The 14803-nt window shown below is 70.7% G+C and carries 17 protein-coding genes; 9 read left to right on the top strand and 8 right to left on the bottom strand.

The genetic code is table 11. From position 1 onward, the window contains the following. Window positions 1–375: 375 nt before the first annotated feature. On the top strand, window positions 376–1257 hold the full coding sequence (locus tag ABH931_RS13600; protein ID WP_370112805.1) for an NAD-dependent epimerase/dehydratase family protein: 882 nt from the start codon (window positions 376–378) through the stop codon (window positions 1255–1257). Window positions 1258–1347: 90 nt separating this feature from the next. Here the strand turns inward: ABH931_RS13600 and ABH931_RS13595 are convergent, their stop codons facing one another. Together ABH931_RS13595 and ABH931_RS13590 are read right to left on the bottom strand one after the other, a co-directional pair. Next, entirely contained in the window at window positions 1348–1605 is a 258-nt protein-coding gene (locus tag ABH931_RS13595) for a hypothetical protein (protein WP_370112803.1), read from the bottom strand. Window positions 1606–1723: 118 nt separating this feature from the next. Beyond that, window positions 1724–2542 carry a MerR family transcriptional regulator gene (locus ABH931_RS13590; protein WP_370112801.1) on the bottom strand — a complete coding sequence of 273 codons (819 nt, stop codon included), beginning with the start codon at window positions 2540–2542 and terminating at the stop codon, window positions 1724–1726. A gap of 130 nt (window positions 2543–2672) precedes the next feature. Here ABH931_RS13590 and ABH931_RS13585 point away from each other — a divergent pair, with 130 nt between their 5' ends. Then, window positions 2673–3047 carry a nuclear transport factor 2 family protein gene (locus ABH931_RS13585; RefSeq protein WP_370112799.1) on the top strand — a complete coding sequence of 125 codons (375 nt, stop codon included), beginning with the start codon at window positions 2673–2675 and terminating at the stop codon, window positions 3045–3047. 32 nt (window positions 3048–3079) lie between these two features. Beyond that, entirely contained in the window at window positions 3080–3406 is a 327-nt protein-coding gene (locus ABH931_RS13580; RefSeq protein WP_370112797.1) for a putative quinol monooxygenase, read from the top strand. A gap of 159 nt (window positions 3407–3565) precedes the next feature. Here the strand turns inward: ABH931_RS13580 and ABH931_RS13575 are convergent, their stop codons facing one another. After that, the gene (locus tag ABH931_RS13575; protein WP_370112795.1) at window positions 3566–4231 is read right to left on the bottom strand and encodes an epimerase; all 666 of its coding nucleotides are present in this window, start codon (window positions 4229–4231) and stop codon (window positions 3566–3568) included. 59 nt (window positions 4232–4290) lie between these two features. Continuing rightward, complete coding sequence (locus tag ABH931_RS13570; RefSeq protein WP_370112793.1) at window positions 4291–4863, bottom strand: TetR family transcriptional regulator; 573 nt, start codon at window positions 4861–4863, stop codon at window positions 4291–4293. Window positions 4864–4954: 91 nt separating this feature from the next. On the opposite strand from ABH931_RS13570, the gene ABH931_RS13565 reads away from it, so the two are divergent. The 5 genes from ABH931_RS13565 to ABH931_RS13545 all read left to right on the top strand — a co-directional run bounded on the left by ABH931_RS13565 (window position 4955) and on the right by ABH931_RS13545 (window position 9826). Next, window positions 4955–5938: an aldo/keto reductase gene (locus tag ABH931_RS13565; RefSeq protein ID WP_370112791.1), complete on the top strand. Its 984-nt coding sequence runs from the start codon at window positions 4955–4957 to the stop codon at window positions 5936–5938. Between the two features lie 47 nt (window positions 5939–5985). Beyond that, on the top strand, window positions 5986–6873 hold the full coding sequence (locus ABH931_RS13560; protein ID WP_370112789.1) for an MBL fold metallo-hydrolase: 888 nt from the start codon (window positions 5986–5988) through the stop codon (window positions 6871–6873). Between the two features lie 110 nt (window positions 6874–6983). Beyond that, a complete protein-coding gene (locus ABH931_RS13555) occupies window positions 6984–7454 on the top strand; it encodes a nuclear transport factor 2 family protein (RefSeq protein ID WP_370112787.1) in 471 nt (156 codons plus the stop codon). 292 nt (window positions 7455–7746) lie between these two features. Continuing rightward, complete coding sequence (locus tag ABH931_RS13550; RefSeq protein ID WP_370112785.1) at window positions 7747–9189, top strand: MFS transporter; 1443 nt, start codon at window positions 7747–7749, stop codon at window positions 9187–9189. 37 nt (window positions 9190–9226) lie between these two features. After that, window positions 9227–9826 carry a cysteine hydrolase family protein gene (locus tag ABH931_RS13545; RefSeq protein WP_370112784.1) on the top strand — a complete coding sequence of 200 codons (600 nt, stop codon included), beginning with the start codon at window positions 9227–9229 and terminating at the stop codon, window positions 9824–9826. A gap of 27 nt (window positions 9827–9853) precedes the next feature. On the opposite strand, the gene ABH931_RS13540 is transcribed toward ABH931_RS13545, so the two are convergent. The 3 genes from ABH931_RS13540 to ABH931_RS13530 all read right to left on the bottom strand — a co-directional run bounded on the left by ABH931_RS13540 (window position 9854) and on the right by ABH931_RS13530 (window position 12345). Continuing rightward, complete coding sequence (locus tag ABH931_RS13540; RefSeq protein WP_370112782.1) at window positions 9854–10303, bottom strand: MarR family winged helix-turn-helix transcriptional regulator; 450 nt, start codon at window positions 10301–10303, stop codon at window positions 9854–9856. 129 nt (window positions 10304–10432) lie between these two features. Continuing rightward, window positions 10433–11713 carry a low temperature requirement protein A gene (locus tag ABH931_RS13535; RefSeq protein WP_370112780.1) on the bottom strand — a complete coding sequence of 427 codons (1281 nt, stop codon included), beginning with the start codon at window positions 11711–11713 and terminating at the stop codon, window positions 10433–10435. A 74-nt stretch (window positions 11714–11787) separates the two neighbouring features. Beyond that, complete coding sequence (locus ABH931_RS13530) at window positions 11788–12345, bottom strand: TetR/AcrR family transcriptional regulator (protein WP_370112779.1); 558 nt, start codon at window positions 12343–12345, stop codon at window positions 11788–11790. Window positions 12346–12475: 130 nt separating this feature from the next. On the opposite strand from ABH931_RS13530, the gene ABH931_RS13525 reads away from it, so the two are divergent. Then, window positions 12476–13918: an aldehyde dehydrogenase gene (locus ABH931_RS13525; RefSeq protein WP_370112778.1), complete on the top strand. Its 1443-nt coding sequence runs from the start codon at window positions 12476–12478 to the stop codon at window positions 13916–13918. A gap of 8 nt (window positions 13919–13926) precedes the next feature. Here ABH931_RS13525 and ABH931_RS13520 read toward each other — a convergent pair whose 3' ends face one another. Next, the gene (locus tag ABH931_RS13520) at window positions 13927–14793 is read right to left on the bottom strand and encodes an oxidoreductase (RefSeq protein ID WP_370112776.1); all 867 of its coding nucleotides are present in this window, start codon (window positions 14791–14793) and stop codon (window positions 13927–13929) included. Between the last annotated feature and the right edge of the window lie 10 nt (window positions 14794–14803).

The following is a 14803-nucleotide window of genomic DNA, read 5'->3' as shown; positions in this document are numbered from 1 at the left end:
CCCCAGGTCAGAGTCGGGGCTGGCCCAGTCGACGGGCTGCGGGGGCACGCCGGCGGCGCCGACGTCGGGCTGGATGTCCTCGTGGGGCTGGGGTGTGTCAGCTCACCCCTGCTCCGCGCACCCATGTCATTGAGGGTGGCCCATCAAGGATGCGCCCGAGTGGCCGCCAGGGGAGGCCCGCCTGCACCCGACTCGCTAGGGTGACTCTGTGAGTTCGACGCATCACGGAACGTCGTAACAGGTGGAGCTTGATCCGCGAGCGAACCGCCTCGCGATGCGCACCCCGGTTGAACGTTGAACGGACCGCCCACTGACGGTTTTCGGCCTCCCACGACGCTCGCCACCTCCGGCGCGTCCAAAAAGAGAGCAGGCGCGATGAAGATCGCACTGACCGGCGCAACCGGCTTCGTCGGATCGCACATCCTGACCGAACTCGTCGAGCACGGCCACGAGGTGACCGCGCTGGTGCGCGGCGACGGCAGCGCGAAGGCCGCCGAGGCCCTCGGCGCCACGCCCGTCCAGCTCGACCTGACGGACACGGCGGCAGCCGTGCGTGCCTTCGCCGCCGCGGACGCGGCCGTGCACAGCGCGAGCCCGGGGGACGCCACCAGCGCGGAGCTGGACTCCGCCGTCGTCGACGCGGTCCTGGAGGCCTACGCCGGCACCGGTAAGGCCTACGCCCAGATCGGCGGGACCTGGGTTTACGGCTCCAACCCGGCGATCACGGAGGACTCGCCGTTCCACTCGCCCCCGCTGGTGGCGTGGCGCGAGCCGATCGAGGCCCGGGCGCTGGAGGCGAGGGACGTCCGCTCGACGGTCGTCGTGGCCAGCGTCGCCTACGGTGACGGCGGGGGCGGGCTTCCCGGCGCGCTGCTCGGCTCGCCCCGCGACGAGTCCGGGAACCTGATCACGGTCGGCGACGGCCGGCAGCACTGGTCGACCGTGCACGTCGCGGACCTCGCCGCATTCTTCCGGGCCGTCATCGAGAACGAGTCGGCCAGCGGCTACTACATCGTCGGTGACGGGATGAACCCGACGGTCACCGAGCTGACGCAGGCCGCGGCCGTCGCCGTGGGGGCACCGGGCGCCGTGCCGGGCTCGGAGCAGGAGGCCCGCGCCCGCTTCGGTGACTGGTTCGCCGAGGTCCTGCTCCTGGACCAGGCCACGGCGGCCGACAAGGCACGCACCGACCTCGGCTGGCGCCCCACGCGGCCGTCCCTGGTGGAGGAGTTCCGCCAGGGAAGCTACCGCCACTGAGCTGGCCGTGGACCCAACCACGGTGAACCGGGCCGTCCATCGAGGTCCCTCGCTGCGGGGCATCGGTGCCGACCTACCCGGTCGATGACCTCACCCGCCCCTCCCCCGACGTCGAACGGCGCCGTCCTTCCGACGCAGCAGGGCGACGCCCGTGCCCAGCCCGATCACCAAGATCAGCTCCACGCAGCCCAGCAGAGGCAAGGAGGCGAACCACATCCCGGCCGACAGGACGACCAGGCCGACGCTGGACGCGAGGACCAGAAAGGCCGCCCACCGGTTCTCCTGTCGCCGCCTACGGTCAGCACCGGCTGCACCAGAACTGATCTGCTCCCGCACATCGAAGGCCATCGCGCGGCTCCCTTCCGGGCGTGATCCCTGTCTGCGTGGCATACGCCGCGCGACAGCCGCCGGTTCAGCGGGAGGCCGGAGCGGGGTCGTGACCCCGGCGCGCCGCCAGCGCGCTCCGCTAGCCGTTCGCGCGGAAGATGGGCCAGCCGACCTCGGTGACCAGTTCGTCCTCCGTGGTGGCGTCGAGGGGGCTGCGCAGGTAGAACTCGCGCAGCGGGCCGTCGACGCCGATCTCGTGGCGGGCGGCGTGGGTGCCAAGGTCGCCGTAGGTGAGGTCGATGGTCTGCAGGGTCCCGCGATGGACCGCGACCGCGAGTTCCGCGCCGGGCACGACCACGGCGTCGATCCGGCCGACCGGGCGGACCTCGCCGTCGACCGGGACGAACACCAGCGCCTCACCGCGCTCGTCCTCCAGCAGCCCGGTCGCGAAGAGGCCGCCCATCGGGCCGGTGGTGCGCAGTCTCCCAGCGGTGGTGAAGCCCCGCAGTTCGCCCAGCGCCCCCTGCCACCAGCCCGCGAGGTCCTGGCGGTCGACGACGTCGCGGATCCCGATCGCCGCCTGCTCACGGACCGTGCGGTACTCGATGTGCGACCCGTGCGCGGGCCGCGCCAGCAGGTCGCGCAGGGATTCGACGGCGCTCTGCGCCTGCGCGAGCCGGTCCTCCAGTCGGGCGAGGTGGGCGGCGATCAGTTCGTTGCGGTTGCTCACGTCCTCGGCGGACAGTACGGCCTTCACGTCCGCCACCGGCATGTCAAGATCCCGCAGGCGCACGATCACCTGCGCGGTGGGCACCTGGTCCACGGAGTAGTACCGGTACCCGGTTCCCTGGTCCACATCGGCCGGCGCGAGCAGCCCGACGTCGTGGTAGTGCCGCAGCGTCTTGATACTGAGGTGGGTCGCCCGGGAGAACTCGCCGATCGTCATGCCCGTGTGCATGGCACCAGTGTCAACCCTCCCCCTACCGGAGGGTCCAGCCGGCGATTGCGGGTTGACCCTCCGGTGCGGGTAGCGCCCAGGGTCGTCAGTAGGCGCCGCACCGCGCCGAGGCCCTACGAGGAGACTCCCCATGAACACCAACGCCCACCCCGCAGTTCTCCCCGATGTCGTCGCCGCCTATATCGAGGCGGTCAACGCCTTCGACGTGGACGCCGTCATGGCGACCTTCGCCGACGCCGCCGTAGTCAACGACGCGAGCCGCGAGTTCGCCGACCCCGCCTCGATCCGAGCTTGGCTGGTCCGCGAGATCGTCGGCGACAAGGTCACGATGGACGTCACGGAGCTTTCGCGTCGCGGCAACCTGACGATCGTGCGGGCGCGCTACGACGGCACCTACGACAAGACCGGCCTGCCCGAAGAGCTGGTGCTCACCAACTACCTCACGGACGCCGACGGCAGGATCACCTCGCTGGTCATCGTGCACAACCAGCCGTCTCCCTACTGAGGGACCGTCACCGCCCTGGAAGGAACGTCCCCATGAGTACGCTGGTCACCGCCGAGCTGTTCGCCCGACCAGGCCGCGGCGACAACGTCGCCCAACTGCTGCTGGATATCCTGGGCGAGAGTCTCGAACACCACGGCTGCGAGGATATCCGCATCCTGCGCGACCAGAACGACCCCGACCACGTCACGGGCCTGACCCGGTGGACCGAGGCCCACCACTACACGGACTACCTCGCCTGGCGCACCGAACGCGGCTTCACCGCCACCTTCGAGGCCATGCTCACCCGCCCCCTGGTGATCCACTACTACGACGAGCTCTACCACGGACAAGGCGTCGCCGCGCGCAACGAGCGGGTCTGAGAGCTGGACCGGGCTCGCAAGACCAGCCGGACCGGCCCGAGTCCCCCGGCCGGTCGCGCGACCTCGGGCAGGGCCCGCTCGAATCCCGGCAGGACCCCGACACACCCGGGCGCCCGTTCCGCCCTCGGAGATCCGGGTCCGACGTGGCCGATGGCGTGGTCAGGTCCCGAGGTGGTTGATCTGCGCGGTGGACAGGACGTGCGGTCCGGCGCCGTCCAGGCGGGTGGTGGCGATCATCGCACGCCCCAGCTGCTCGGTGCTGGTCACGTAGCGGGGCGCCACCCGACGTAGCAGCGGGTAGAGCGGGGACGTGATCTTGTAGAAGAGCCGGTACCAGGTGGTGCCGGACGTCTCGCCGTGGAGGGGCTGGATCATTCCGGGGCGGAACATGTAGGCGCGCATGTCCATGGCCAGCAGGGCGTTCTCCGTCCTGCCCTTCACCCGGGCCCAGTAGGTGCGGCCCTGTTCCGAGCTGTCGGTTCCCTCGCCCGACACGTAGACGAACGTCAGACGCGGATTGCCGGCGGCCACCACGCGGGCGGCCTCCACCGCGTAGGTGTAGGTGATCAGCTCGTACTCCGCGTGACTTCGCCCCGCCACGGACACGCCGAGGGTGTAGAAGCAGGCGTTGGCCCCTGCCAGGTCCTTCTCCAGCGGGGACAGGTCGGCGAAGTCCGAGTGGAGCACTTCTCGGACCTTGGGGTCGTCATGGCCGAGCGGTCGGCGGACGACGGCGAGGATCTGCGTCACCTCGGGGTCTTCCAGGCAGGCGCGGAGCACTCCCTGGCCGACCATGCCCGAGGCGCCAAACAGGATGACCTTCACCTCGACACTCCCTTCCGTGTGATGGTTGTGCCTGGTCAGTGCGGCGGCCGATCGGCCGCTCAGTCGGCGGCGACCTGCGGGTTCGAGATCCGGCGGGCGGACTCGACGACCGCCGCCCGGTGCTGGGCCAGGCGTTCCGGCGTCCGGAGCCGGCCGCCTTCGTCGGCCCAGAACCAGGCCTGGGCCGCGGCCAGGACCATGGTCAGCAGATCGTCGGGAAGCATGTCCCCGGCGAGGTCGCCGCGCTGCTGCGCCTCGGCCACGCCGGCGGTCTTACCAGCGAAGGCCTCGGCTTCGAGCCCGTCCGCGTCGGGGCGTTCCAAGAGTTTCCACAGGCGCAGGCGCATGAGGTCCGGCCGGGTGATGAGGTGGTCGAAGATTGCACCCGCATAGCCGGGCAGGTCCTCGACGTCGAACGGCACGGCCGTGATGCCGGCCTCGACTGCCCGCCGCAGCACCTCGTCGAACAGCTGCTCCTTGTTGCCGAAGTAGATGTAGATCATCCGCTTGTTCGCCCCGGCGTTCTCGGCGATGCGGTCCACGCGGGCGCCGGCGATGCCGTGAGCGGCGAACTCGGCGAAGGCGGCGTCGAGCAGGCGGGCCCTGGTGGCGTTGGCATCGCGTGGCGGCATGGACCAACCATACAACTAACTATCCAGTTGGTTGACTCGCAGAAGGGGCGGATCTACCTTGGTATCTATCCGGTTAGTTTGGAGGATCGTGATGGAACAGCGCACTCTGGGCAATGAGGGTCTGACCGTCGGGGTGCAGGGGCTCGGCTGTATGGGCATGAGCGCCTTCTACGGCACGACCGACGAGGCGGAGTCCCTCGCCACGATCGACCTGGCGCTGGAGCTGGGCGTCACCCTGCTGGACACCGCCGAGAGCTATGGCCCGTTCGCCAACGAGCGGCTCCTCGGCAAGGCGCTGGCCGGGCGCCGGGACGCCGCCGTGCTGGCTACCAAGACCGGGGTGGAGATCACCGACGACGGGCAGGTGGTCGGGCTCAACGGCCGGCCCGCCTACGTGCGCCGGGCGCTGGAGCGGTCGCTGCGGCATCTGGGCACCGACCACGTCGACCTCTACTACCTGCACCGCATCGACCCGGGCGTGCCAATCGAGGAGACCGTCGGCGCCCTGGCCGAGCTGGTCGCCGAGGGCAGGGTGCGCCACATCGGCGTGTGCGAGGCGTCCGCAGCCACGATCCGGCGCGCGCACGCGGTCCACCCGCTGACGGCCGTGCAGACCGAGTATTCGCTGTTCGAGCGCGGCATCGAGCACAACGGCGTCCGTGACGCGCTGCGAGAGCTGGGGATCGGCCTGGTCGCCTACTCCCCGCTGGGACGCGGTTTCCTCTCCGGGGCCATCACCAGCCCCGACGACTTCGCCGCCGACGACTGGCGGCGCACCGACCCTCGCTTCCAGGGCGCGAACTTCGACCGCAACCTCGACGTCGTCAAGGCGGTCAACAGCCTCGCCCAGGCCAAGGGCGTCACCCCCTCCCAGCTGGCCCTGGCCTGGGTCCAGCACCAAGGCGCGGTCGCCATCCCCGGCACCAAGCGCCGCCGCTACCTGGAGGAGAACATCGCGGCCACTGGGATCGTCCTCACCGACCAGGACCTCGCCGCGATCGAGGCCGTCGCCCCACACGGCGTGGTCACCGGGGAGCGGTACGCCCCCGAGTACATGGGCACCCTCGACGGCTGACCCCACACCACCCGGCCCTCTGCTGGATCACAAAAAGGGACACTGCAATGCCGCAAGCGGCCGACCGCCTCACCCTCGGCGCCACCACGATCACCTACCTCGTCGACGGCTCGGGCAAGCACAACCCGGACACCATGCTGCCGGGACTGGACTGGGCGGCCCACCCCGGCTCCCTGACAGACGGCCACCTCGTCCTCACCTTCGGCGCCTTCCTCGTGCAAACCGGGGACCGGAACATCCTGGTCGACCTCGGCATCGGCGACCTGGACATGGACATCCCGGGCCTGGCCCACGTGAAGGGAGGCCGCCTCCTCGACAGCCTCGCCGAGCGGGGACTGTCCCCCAAGGACATCGACACAGTGGTGTACACCCATCTGCACCTCGACCACATCGGCTGGACCAGCGACGTCCCACCGACCCTGCACGGGCACGGCGCGAACACACCCAGCGGCCTCACCTTCGCCCGCGCGCGGCACCTGATGGCCGAGCCGGAGTGGCGGTACTGGACCTCCGGCGAAGGAGCCCATGAGATGGGCGGGCCCGACCCCGTGGCCACGCTGGGGCCACTGGGCGGCGCCGTCGACTTCGTCCAGGGCGGTGACACCATCGCGCCGGGCGTCACCGTCGAGGACACTGCCGGACACACCCCCGGACACCTGGGCGTCGTCGTCCGCGACCCTTCCGGCGCCATCCCCGAGTCGGTGCTGATCGCTGGGGACATCTTCCACGCACCGGTGGAGATGGCCGAGCCGACCTGCGTCTTCTCCACCGACGTGGACCCGGATCAGGCCCGGAAGGTGCGCAACCGCACCCTCCAGCGCCCCGACACCGTCATCGCCGCCGGCCACTTCACCGACGGCGTCTTCGGCCGCGTCACCGAGGCCGGCACCGGCTACACCTGGACCGCGGTCACCCACGCACCAGCGACCGGATGACCAATCCGCGCGTCTGCCCGGCAGCTCTGACGGAGCCTCATACCGTACGGATTGCCTGGCCCAGACCACTGACATCCGACCTAGTGCACCCGATTTCGAACGGAGACGCCATGTCCCCCCACACCCGCGTCACGCCGCAGGAGGCCGCCGACCGGCTGGCCATCCGAGAGCTCGTCGACGCCTACGCCCACTGCGCCGACCGCCGCGACGCCAAGGGCCAGATGGCCCTGTTCGCCGAGGACACCCGCTTCCTCGTGTACATGGACGCCACCGCCGCCGAACCGACCCAGGAACTGAACGGCCGGGACTCCCTGGCCCCGGTGTTCGACAACCTGAACACCTACCAGGCCACCACCCACTTCAACGGCCAGAGCACCGTCACCCTGGACGGCGACCGCGCCACCGGCGAAAGCTACTGCATCGCCCACCACATCTCCCGCGACGAGCCCCCGCAGCGCACCATCATGATCGCCTCCATCCGCTACCTCGACCAGTTCGTCAAGCAGGCCGACGGCAACTGGTACTTCGCCGAACGCCGCCTCATGGTCGACTGGACCGAGACCCGCCCCTGCTCCCCCTGAGCCTCATCACCCAGGACGCCATCCCCACCCAGCCGTCCACGACCGGGCCGGAGACCTGAGCCCGGAGCCGGTCCCGGCGACCTGGCCAACAACGCCGCCCGGCCATCCGGCCCCAGCCGGCGCTCTCAACGGCGGCGGCTGCGCAGGGGCGCCCCCGTCGCGCGGAGGCGACCCGCGGCGGAACACCGCAACCCCTGGGGAATAGGCAGGCAGCCTGCTATGTTTGTCAGGTAGCCTGCGCATATTTTTCGACAGGCGCACCCTCGTACGCATCCAGGGGAAGGAGCCTGTCGTGTCCGTCGCCGATGACACCGCCACCACCACCGAGGTGACCCCCGCAGGCGGCCCACCCGCGCCGACGCAAAACCCCTTCAGTCGGCGCTTCGTCACACCGCTGTACCTCGGAGCGGCGCTCAACCCGGTCAACAGCTCGATCATCGCGACCGCACTGGTGTCCCTGGCCGCGGCCCTGCACATCGCGGTGGGAGACACCGCGATCCTGATATCCAGTCTCTACCTCACCTGCGCCCTGGCACAGCCCGCCGCAGGGCGGCTCGCCGAGGAGTTCGGGCCGCGGCGGGTCTTCGTCGCCGGCATCGTGCTCGTGCTCGCGGGCGGCGTGGTCGGGTCACTCGCCCACACGCTGCCGATGCTGATCGTGGCCCGGGTACTGGTCGGAGCGGGCACGTCGGCAGGCTATCCGTCAGCGATGCTTCTGATCCGCCGCCGGGCGGAGCATGCCGGGCTGGGTGCGCCACCCCGTGCGGTCCTGGGTGGGCTGGCCGTCACCGGTGCCGCCACCGTCGCCGTCGGCCCTGCCCTCGGCGGGCTGCTGGTGGGCTGGTTCGGCTGGCAGACGGCCTTCTGGATCAACGTCCCCGTCGCGATCGTCGCGCTCGTGATGGCCTTCGCCTGGGTCGTACCCGACCCGCAGCCGGTGCGGCTCGGCTCGCCCCGCGCACTGTCCGCCCGCATCGACCTGCCCGGCATGCTGTGCTTCGGCGGCTCGCTCACCGCGCTCGTGGTCTTCCTCAACTCACTCCCACATCCCGCCTGGCCGACCCTGGCCCTTGCGGTACTGCTCGCCGTCGCGCTGACGGCCTGGGAACTGCGCGCCGCCCAGCCCTTCCTCGATGTGCGGCTGCTCGTCGCCAACGCCGCCCTGACCCGCACCTACCTGCGCAACGGGCTGACCCTGCTGGGGACGTACGTGATCTTGTACGGGCTCACCCAGTGGCTGGAGGCGGCCCGCGGCCTGTCCGCCTACCAGGCCGGACTGGCGCTGCTGCCGATGGGTGCCTTGACCGCCGTGACCGCGCGCGCAGTGGCCAGGCTCACCCGGGTCCGCCGACCGCTCATCGCCTGCGCGGTGCTCCTGCTCGTCGGCGCGCTGGCCATGCTCGCGGTCGGCACCGCCACCCCGATGGCCCTGGTCGTCGCGGTGAGCACACTGTTCGGGATCACCTCCGGCATCGCGTCGGTCGCCAACCAGACCGTGCTGTACCAGGAGAGTCCCGCCGCCACGGTGGGAACCGCCGCCGGACTGCTGCGCACCTTCGGCTACCTCGGATCGATCGCCTCCGCAGCGATCACCGGTACCGCCTTCCACAGCCACGTGGACGACACCGGTCTGCACCACATCAGCTGGGCCCTCGTCCTGATCGCCGCCCTCGTCCTCGCCATCACCGTCGGCGACCGCCGACTGGCCCGCACCGACGCAACCCAAGCCGCCTGACCCCAACCCACCACCGACAACCGAACGAAAGTCCGACATGACCTCCGTCCCGCACACCACCGCGATCGACCCCACCCGCACCGCACTGCTGCTCATGGACTTCCAGCCCGCCGTCCTCGCCGCCGTCCCCGGCTCGGCCGACGTGCTCGCCCGCGCCACCGAGGCACTCGACTGGGCCCGCACTCACGACGTCCGGGTCGTCTTCGTCCGCGTCGCGCTCACCCCCGCGGACGCCGCCGCGGTGCCCGACCGCAACAAGACCTTCGCCCAGGCCGCCCAGGCAGGCTGGCTCGAAGACGGCACCCCCGCCACGGCACTGCACGACTCCCTCAAGGTCCACGAAAGCGACCTGACCATCCGCAAGGTCCGGATCAGCGCCTTCGCCGGCGACACCGACCTGCGGGCTCAACTGCGCGAGCGCTCCATCGACACCCTGATCCTTTCGGGCCTGACCACGTCCGGAGTGGTCCTGACCACCCTGCGGCAGGCCGCCGACGAGGACTACCGCCTACTCGTGCTGACGGACGCCACCGGCGACGTGGACTCCGAGGTGCACCGCGTCCTCACCGAGAAGGTCTTCCCGCACCAGGCCGAGATGATCACCACCGCCGACCTGGCCCGACTGATCAGCGCCTGATCACCACCACCACGCGCAGGCCGGCCGTCAGGACCCTGCATCGGCCAGCTGGTTCATGATCTCCGCCGCCTCGCGCAGGGTGCGCCGCTGCTCCTCCCGCAAGGAGGAGGAGACGGCAGCCGACAGCCAGGCCTCGCGGGCGGCAGGAATCCGCTCGGTCAGTGCCCTCCCGGACGCGGTGGCATTGAACAGCACCTTGCGGCCGTCGCCGGGATCCTTGGCGGCGGCCACCATCCCGCCTTCTCGCAGAGCGGTCAGCGTCTCAGCCATCGACTGCCGCCGCACGTGCTCGGCGTGGGCAAGTTCGCTGGCCGTCAGCGGGCCCTCGTTGACCACTCGGTGAAGTGTGGTCAGGTGCGACCAGTTCCACGGCAGATCCTCGATGGGCGCCTCCGTGCGCAGCCGGGCCCGCAGCCGCGTCATGGCACGCATCAACTCGACGGCCACGGTCTCGGCTGGGACGGATTCGCTGCTCACCAGGCCAGCATAGACAGCCGATACGTGATCCTTGATCCCGACGGGGCAGGCACGCGGCCCGCACCGTGCGCCCCACCGTGCGGGGCCCGCCCGAGCGACACCGTGGGCCGCCCTCGCGGCGTGGCGGCGTCAGACAGAATCGGCGTCTGTCGGCTCGGGCGCCTCGGCATTCTCACCGTCGCCGTGTGGCTTCTGGGCCGCAGCCCGCCCTTCGAAGGCAGTCAGCGCGATGAGCGCGACGCCGACCACGGCGAGTGCCGACAGCGCCGACAGGTGGCGGACCACGGGGAGCAGGATCAGCAGCGCCGCGCCGGCGGCCAGTTGCACCCGCGGCGCCCGTCGGACGGTCAACCTGGCGAAGGCCGCGAGCCCCACCAGGTATCCGGCGGTCCCCGCGTACAGGACGGTCAGCGCGGGCCAGTCCAGCGGGGTACCGCGGTTCGATGCGCTGCCGGTCACGTCTGTGAGCACTTCCCGGGCGCCGAGCGCCAGGTAGAGGACGCCTGCGACGAGCAGGAAGTGGACCATGGTGTACGCGTCACGGGCCATTCGGGCTCGGCGTGCTGGGGATGCATGCTCCAGCGCGTCCTCGGCAGCGGCGGCGAGATGCTCGAAGTAGAGCCGCCACAGGCAGACGACGGCCGCGAGGACGAATGCTGCGGCGAGGAGCACCGTGGCGCGGGTCACCGAGTCCCCGGCTCCTGTTCCGGCGGAGATCAGGGATTCACCCAACACGATGATCAAGACCATGCGGTGGCGTTCGGCGAAGTGGCCGGGGCTTCGGACGTTCCACCCGCCCACGCGTGAGGCGATCCAGCCCCCGCCGAAGTCGATGGTGAACGCGAGGGCCCACAACGCGGTCTGCCAGGCGCCCGCGAGCACGGCCCCGGCGATCAGGGGGGCCAGTGAGAAGGTCTGCGGGACCGCGTCGGCCAGCAACTGGGCGCGTAGTCGGCTGTCCTTGGTGGCGGCGGTCAGATGCAGGCCGAAGTAGACCAGTCGCACCAGGATGAAGGCCGCGGCCAGGATCAGCGGCGCGTTCACCGTTCCGGTGTGGTGGCTCCACGCGTCCGGCATCACCAGGCCGGCGATGAACAGCGCGGCCATCACCACCAGCATCCCGGCCCGGACCAGGCCTTGGTCGGTGCGCACCCGGTTGCCCAGCCAGACGTAGGCCGTCCAGGACCACCACAGCAGCAACAGCAGGATCAGTCCTCGGACCAGGGTGGTGGCCGTGAGCGAACGGGCCATGAACGAGCCCACGCGCGTGATCGCGAAGACGAAGACCAGGTCGAAGAAGATCTCGAAGGAGGTCACCCAATGGGACTCGGCCGTCATCGTCGGGCTGCGCCAGGCGCCGGTCTCGACCGGCCCGGATCCCGGCTCGCCGGGGCCGTCCCCGCAGCTCACCGGACGCCCCGAGGACGACGCCCGGCCAGGGGGCGGACCATCCGGCGCGGCGGGTCTTGCGTGCCCATGCCGGGTCACCTCGCCGTAGGCAGGGGGGCGCCGACGCCGCGCAGCAGCGTGTCGACCACGACGTCGGCGGCCTGGGCGGGACTGAGATCGGGGAGGTTCTCGGCGGCGTGCCACATCAGCGGCGGAAGAAGCGCCGCCACCCAGCCCGGCGGTAGGTCGGCGCGCAGCAGCCCCTCGTGCGTGGCGCGTTCCAGGAAGGCGTCGACCTGGTCGATCAGGTGCCGGCGGCGCTCTCGGATCGTCTCCTCGGCGTACAGGCGGCTCGTCTCCACCGGCCATGTCCGGTTCGCGGCGATGATCCCCTCGACATAGCGGTGCAGGGCGACTGCGACCGGGGCCTGGTCGAGCCTGGCGGCCTCGACGGCCTGCTCGACCGCGTCGTACCGGGCCTGGTAGACGGCGGCCAGGAGCTCTTCGCGCGACGCGAAGCGCCTGTAGACGGTGCGCCGGTCCACGCCCGCCCGCGCCGCGATGGCAGCGATGCTCGCCGACGCGTCCTCAGCGAGCATCCGCGCCCCGGTACTCAGGAGAACTTCGAGGTTGCGCGCTGCGTCGGCTCTCATGTCCACGAGCATACACATCAGCGAGGCAAATGCAGCAAGTTCAGTCCCAGCTATGCGTCACAAGATGGCATAAGTGCTACATTGATGAGGCAGTTAGCAAGCCCTCCACCCCGGAGCCGAGAGGACGATCATGATCACCTACGACAGGCTGTTCATCGGCGGCACATGGACCGAGCCGAGCGCCCCGGAGCTGCGCGACATCCTTTCTCCGCACGACGAGTCGCTCGTCGGGCGCGCCGCCCAGGCGCGGCCGGACGACGTGGACCGGGCGGTGGCCGTCGCCCGAGCGGCGTTCGACGAGGGCACCTGGCCGAACACTCCGCCGTCCGAGCGGATCGCGGTACTGCGCCGCCTGAACGCCTTGCGCGAGGCCCGCGCCGAGCAGATCGCGGCCGTGATCACCGCGGAGAACGGCTCCGCCGGCTGGTTCACCCGGGCCGGGCAGCCGAGCCTGACCCGACAGGCCCATGCCTACCTGAAGGCGGCCGAGGAGCTGGCCTGGGAGGAGACCCTGACGCCGACCGATCCCGCGGCCACCGTGCGCAGCGTGGTGCGCCGCGAGCCGATCGGCGTCGTGGCCGCGGTCATCCCGTGGAACTCGCCCTTCTCCGCCTCCCTCGCGAAGATCATCCCGGCGCTGCTGGCCGGCAACACGGTCATCCTGAAGGTCTCCCCGGAGAACTCCCTGAGCATGGGTCTGCTCGCCGACCTGCTGGCCGAGTGCGGACTGCCCGCGGGCACGATCAGCGTGCTGCCCGCCGACCGCGAGACCAGCGAGCACCTGGTGTCCCACCCCGACGTCGACAAGATCGCGTTCACCGGGTCGACCGGCGCCGGGCGCCGGATCGCCTCCATCGCGGGCCAACAGCTCAAGCGCGTCAGCCTGGAGCTCGGCGGCAAGTCCGCCGCCATCGTCCTGCCCGACGCCGACCTGGCGAAGTTCACAGCCGGCCTGGCCTTCTCCTGCCTGCTCAACAACGGCGAGGCGTGCATCGCGCAGACCCGCATCCTCGCCCCGCGCAGCCGCTACGAGGAGGTCGTCGACGCCGTCAAGCAGGTCGTCGAGACTCTGAAGGTGGGCGACCCGCAGGACCCGGACACCTTCATCGGCCCGATGATCCGCCGCGACCAGCAACAGCGCGTGCGCGACTACATCGCGACCGGCATCGAGGAGGGCGCCCGCCTGGTCACCGGAGGCCCGCAGGTACCGGCCGGCCTGGAGCGGGGTTACTACGTCTCCCCGACCGTCTTCGCCGACGTCGACAACGCGATGCGGATCGCCCAGGAGGAGATCTTCGGCCCGGTGCTGGTCGTCATCGCCTACGAGGACGAGGACGACGCCGTGCGCATCGCCAACGACTCCGAGTACGGCCTGTCCGGCGGGGTGTGGTCCGCCGACGAACGGCACGCCCTGGCCGTCGCCCGCCGCATCCGCACCGGCACCGTCACGATCAACGTTGCCCCGGTCGGCTTCGACGGCCCGTTCGGCGGGTTCAAGGCCAGCGGAATCGGGCGCGAGTACGGCTTCGCCGGCCTGAACACCTACCTCGAGTACAAGACCGTCACCCTCTGATCTGCGCTCTACCCGCTCATGGCGTCGAGTCGGGCGACCGCGTCGGCGGGCAGCGACAGGTCGGCGGCGGCGATGTTCTCGCGCAGATGGGCCGGGGAGGAGGTGCCCGGGATCAGGACGGTGGTGACCGAGCGCTGGAGCAGCCAGGCCAGGGCGACCTGCTGCGGAGAGGCGTCGAGTTCGGTGGCGGTGTCGGCGAGGGTCTGGAACTGAAGCGGCTGGAAGCCGCCGAGGGGGAAGAACGGAGCGAAGGCGATGTTCTCGGCGGCGCAGCGGTCCACGAGTGCGTCGTCCTTGCGGTTGGCGAGGTTGTAGAGGTTCTGCCCGGTGACCACCGGGGCGATCGCCTGTGCCTCGGTGAGCTGGGTGTCCGTGGTTCCGCTGAGCCCGAGATGGCGGATCAGGCCCTGGCGGCGCAGGTCGGCCAGGGTGCCGAACTGCTCGGCGACGGAGTCGTCGGACGGGCCCTCGAAGGAGGGGATGCGCAGGTTGACGACGTGCAGGGCGTCGAGGCCGAGGTGCCGGAGGTTGTCGTGGACCTGGGCGGTGAGGTCCTCGGGTGACTGTGCGGGGAGCCAGGCGCCGGTCTCGTCGCGCCTGGCCCCGACCTTGGTGACGATGCACAGGTCGGAGGGGTAGGGGTGCAGGGCTTCCCTGATGAGCTCGTTGACGACGTAGGGTCCGTAGTAGTCGCTGGTGTCGATGTGGGTGATGCCCCGTTCGACGGCCTCGCGCAGGACCGTCAGGGCTTGGTCGCGGTCCTTGGGCGGCCCGAAGACTCCGGGGCCGGCCAACTGCATCGCGCCGTAGCCCATCCGGCTCAGAGTGAGGCCCTCGGCGAGGGTCAGGGTGCCGCCGGGAGCAGCGCTGGTCATGGTGTGCCCT

Source organism: Streptacidiphilus sp. MAP12-33, assembly GCF_041261265.1.
In the GTDB taxonomy this organism is placed as follows: Bacteria; Actinomycetota; Actinomycetes; order Streptomycetales; family Streptomycetaceae; genus Streptacidiphilus.
The sequence above is the reverse complement of the archived record's forward strand: the minus strand, read 5'-3'. Positions and strand labels throughout refer to the sequence as shown.

Bases quoted from the DNA above. Each gene is read 5' to 3' on its own strand.
- ABH931_RS13545 (WP_370112784.1), top strand. From the start codon at position 9,227: ATGACCTCCGTCCCGCACACCACCGCGATCGACCCCACCCGCACCGCA.
- ABH931_RS13570 (WP_370112793.1), bottom strand. From the start codon at position 4,863: ATGCCGCCACGCGATGCCAACGCCACCAGGGCCCGCCTGCTCGACGCC.
- ABH931_RS13530 (WP_370112779.1), bottom strand. From the start codon at position 12,345: ATGAGAGCCGACGCAGCGCGCAACCTCGAAGTTCTCCTGAGTACCGGG.
- ABH931_RS13520 (WP_370112776.1), bottom strand. From the start codon at position 14,793: ATGACCAGCGCTGCTCCCGGCGGCACCCTGACCCTCGCCGAGGGCCTC.
- ABH931_RS13590 (WP_370112801.1), bottom strand. From the start codon at position 2,542: ATGCACACGGGCATGACGATCGGCGAGTTCTCCCGGGCGACCCACCTC.
- ABH931_RS13560 (WP_370112789.1), top strand. From the start codon at position 5,986: ATGCCGCAAGCGGCCGACCGCCTCACCCTCGGCGCCACCACGATCACC.
- ABH931_RS13580 (WP_370112797.1), top strand. From the start codon at position 3,080: ATGAGTACGCTGGTCACCGCCGAGCTGTTCGCCCGACCAGGCCGCGGC.
- ABH931_RS13600 (WP_370112805.1), top strand. From the start codon at position 376: ATGAAGATCGCACTGACCGGCGCAACCGGCTTCGTCGGATCGCACATC.
- ABH931_RS13565 (WP_370112791.1), top strand. From the start codon at position 4,955: ATGGAACAGCGCACTCTGGGCAATGAGGGTCTGACCGTCGGGGTGCAG.
- ABH931_RS13525 (WP_370112778.1), top strand. From the start codon at position 12,476: ATGATCACCTACGACAGGCTGTTCATCGGCGGCACATGGACCGAGCCG.
- ABH931_RS13585 (WP_370112799.1), top strand. From the start codon at position 2,673: ATGAACACCAACGCCCACCCCGCAGTTCTCCCCGATGTCGTCGCCGCC.
- ABH931_RS13595 (WP_370112803.1), bottom strand. From the start codon at position 1,605: ATGGCCTTCGATGTGCGGGAGCAGATCAGTTCTGGTGCAGCCGGTGCT.
- ABH931_RS13555 (WP_370112787.1), top strand. From the start codon at position 6,984: ATGTCCCCCCACACCCGCGTCACGCCGCAGGAGGCCGCCGACCGGCTG.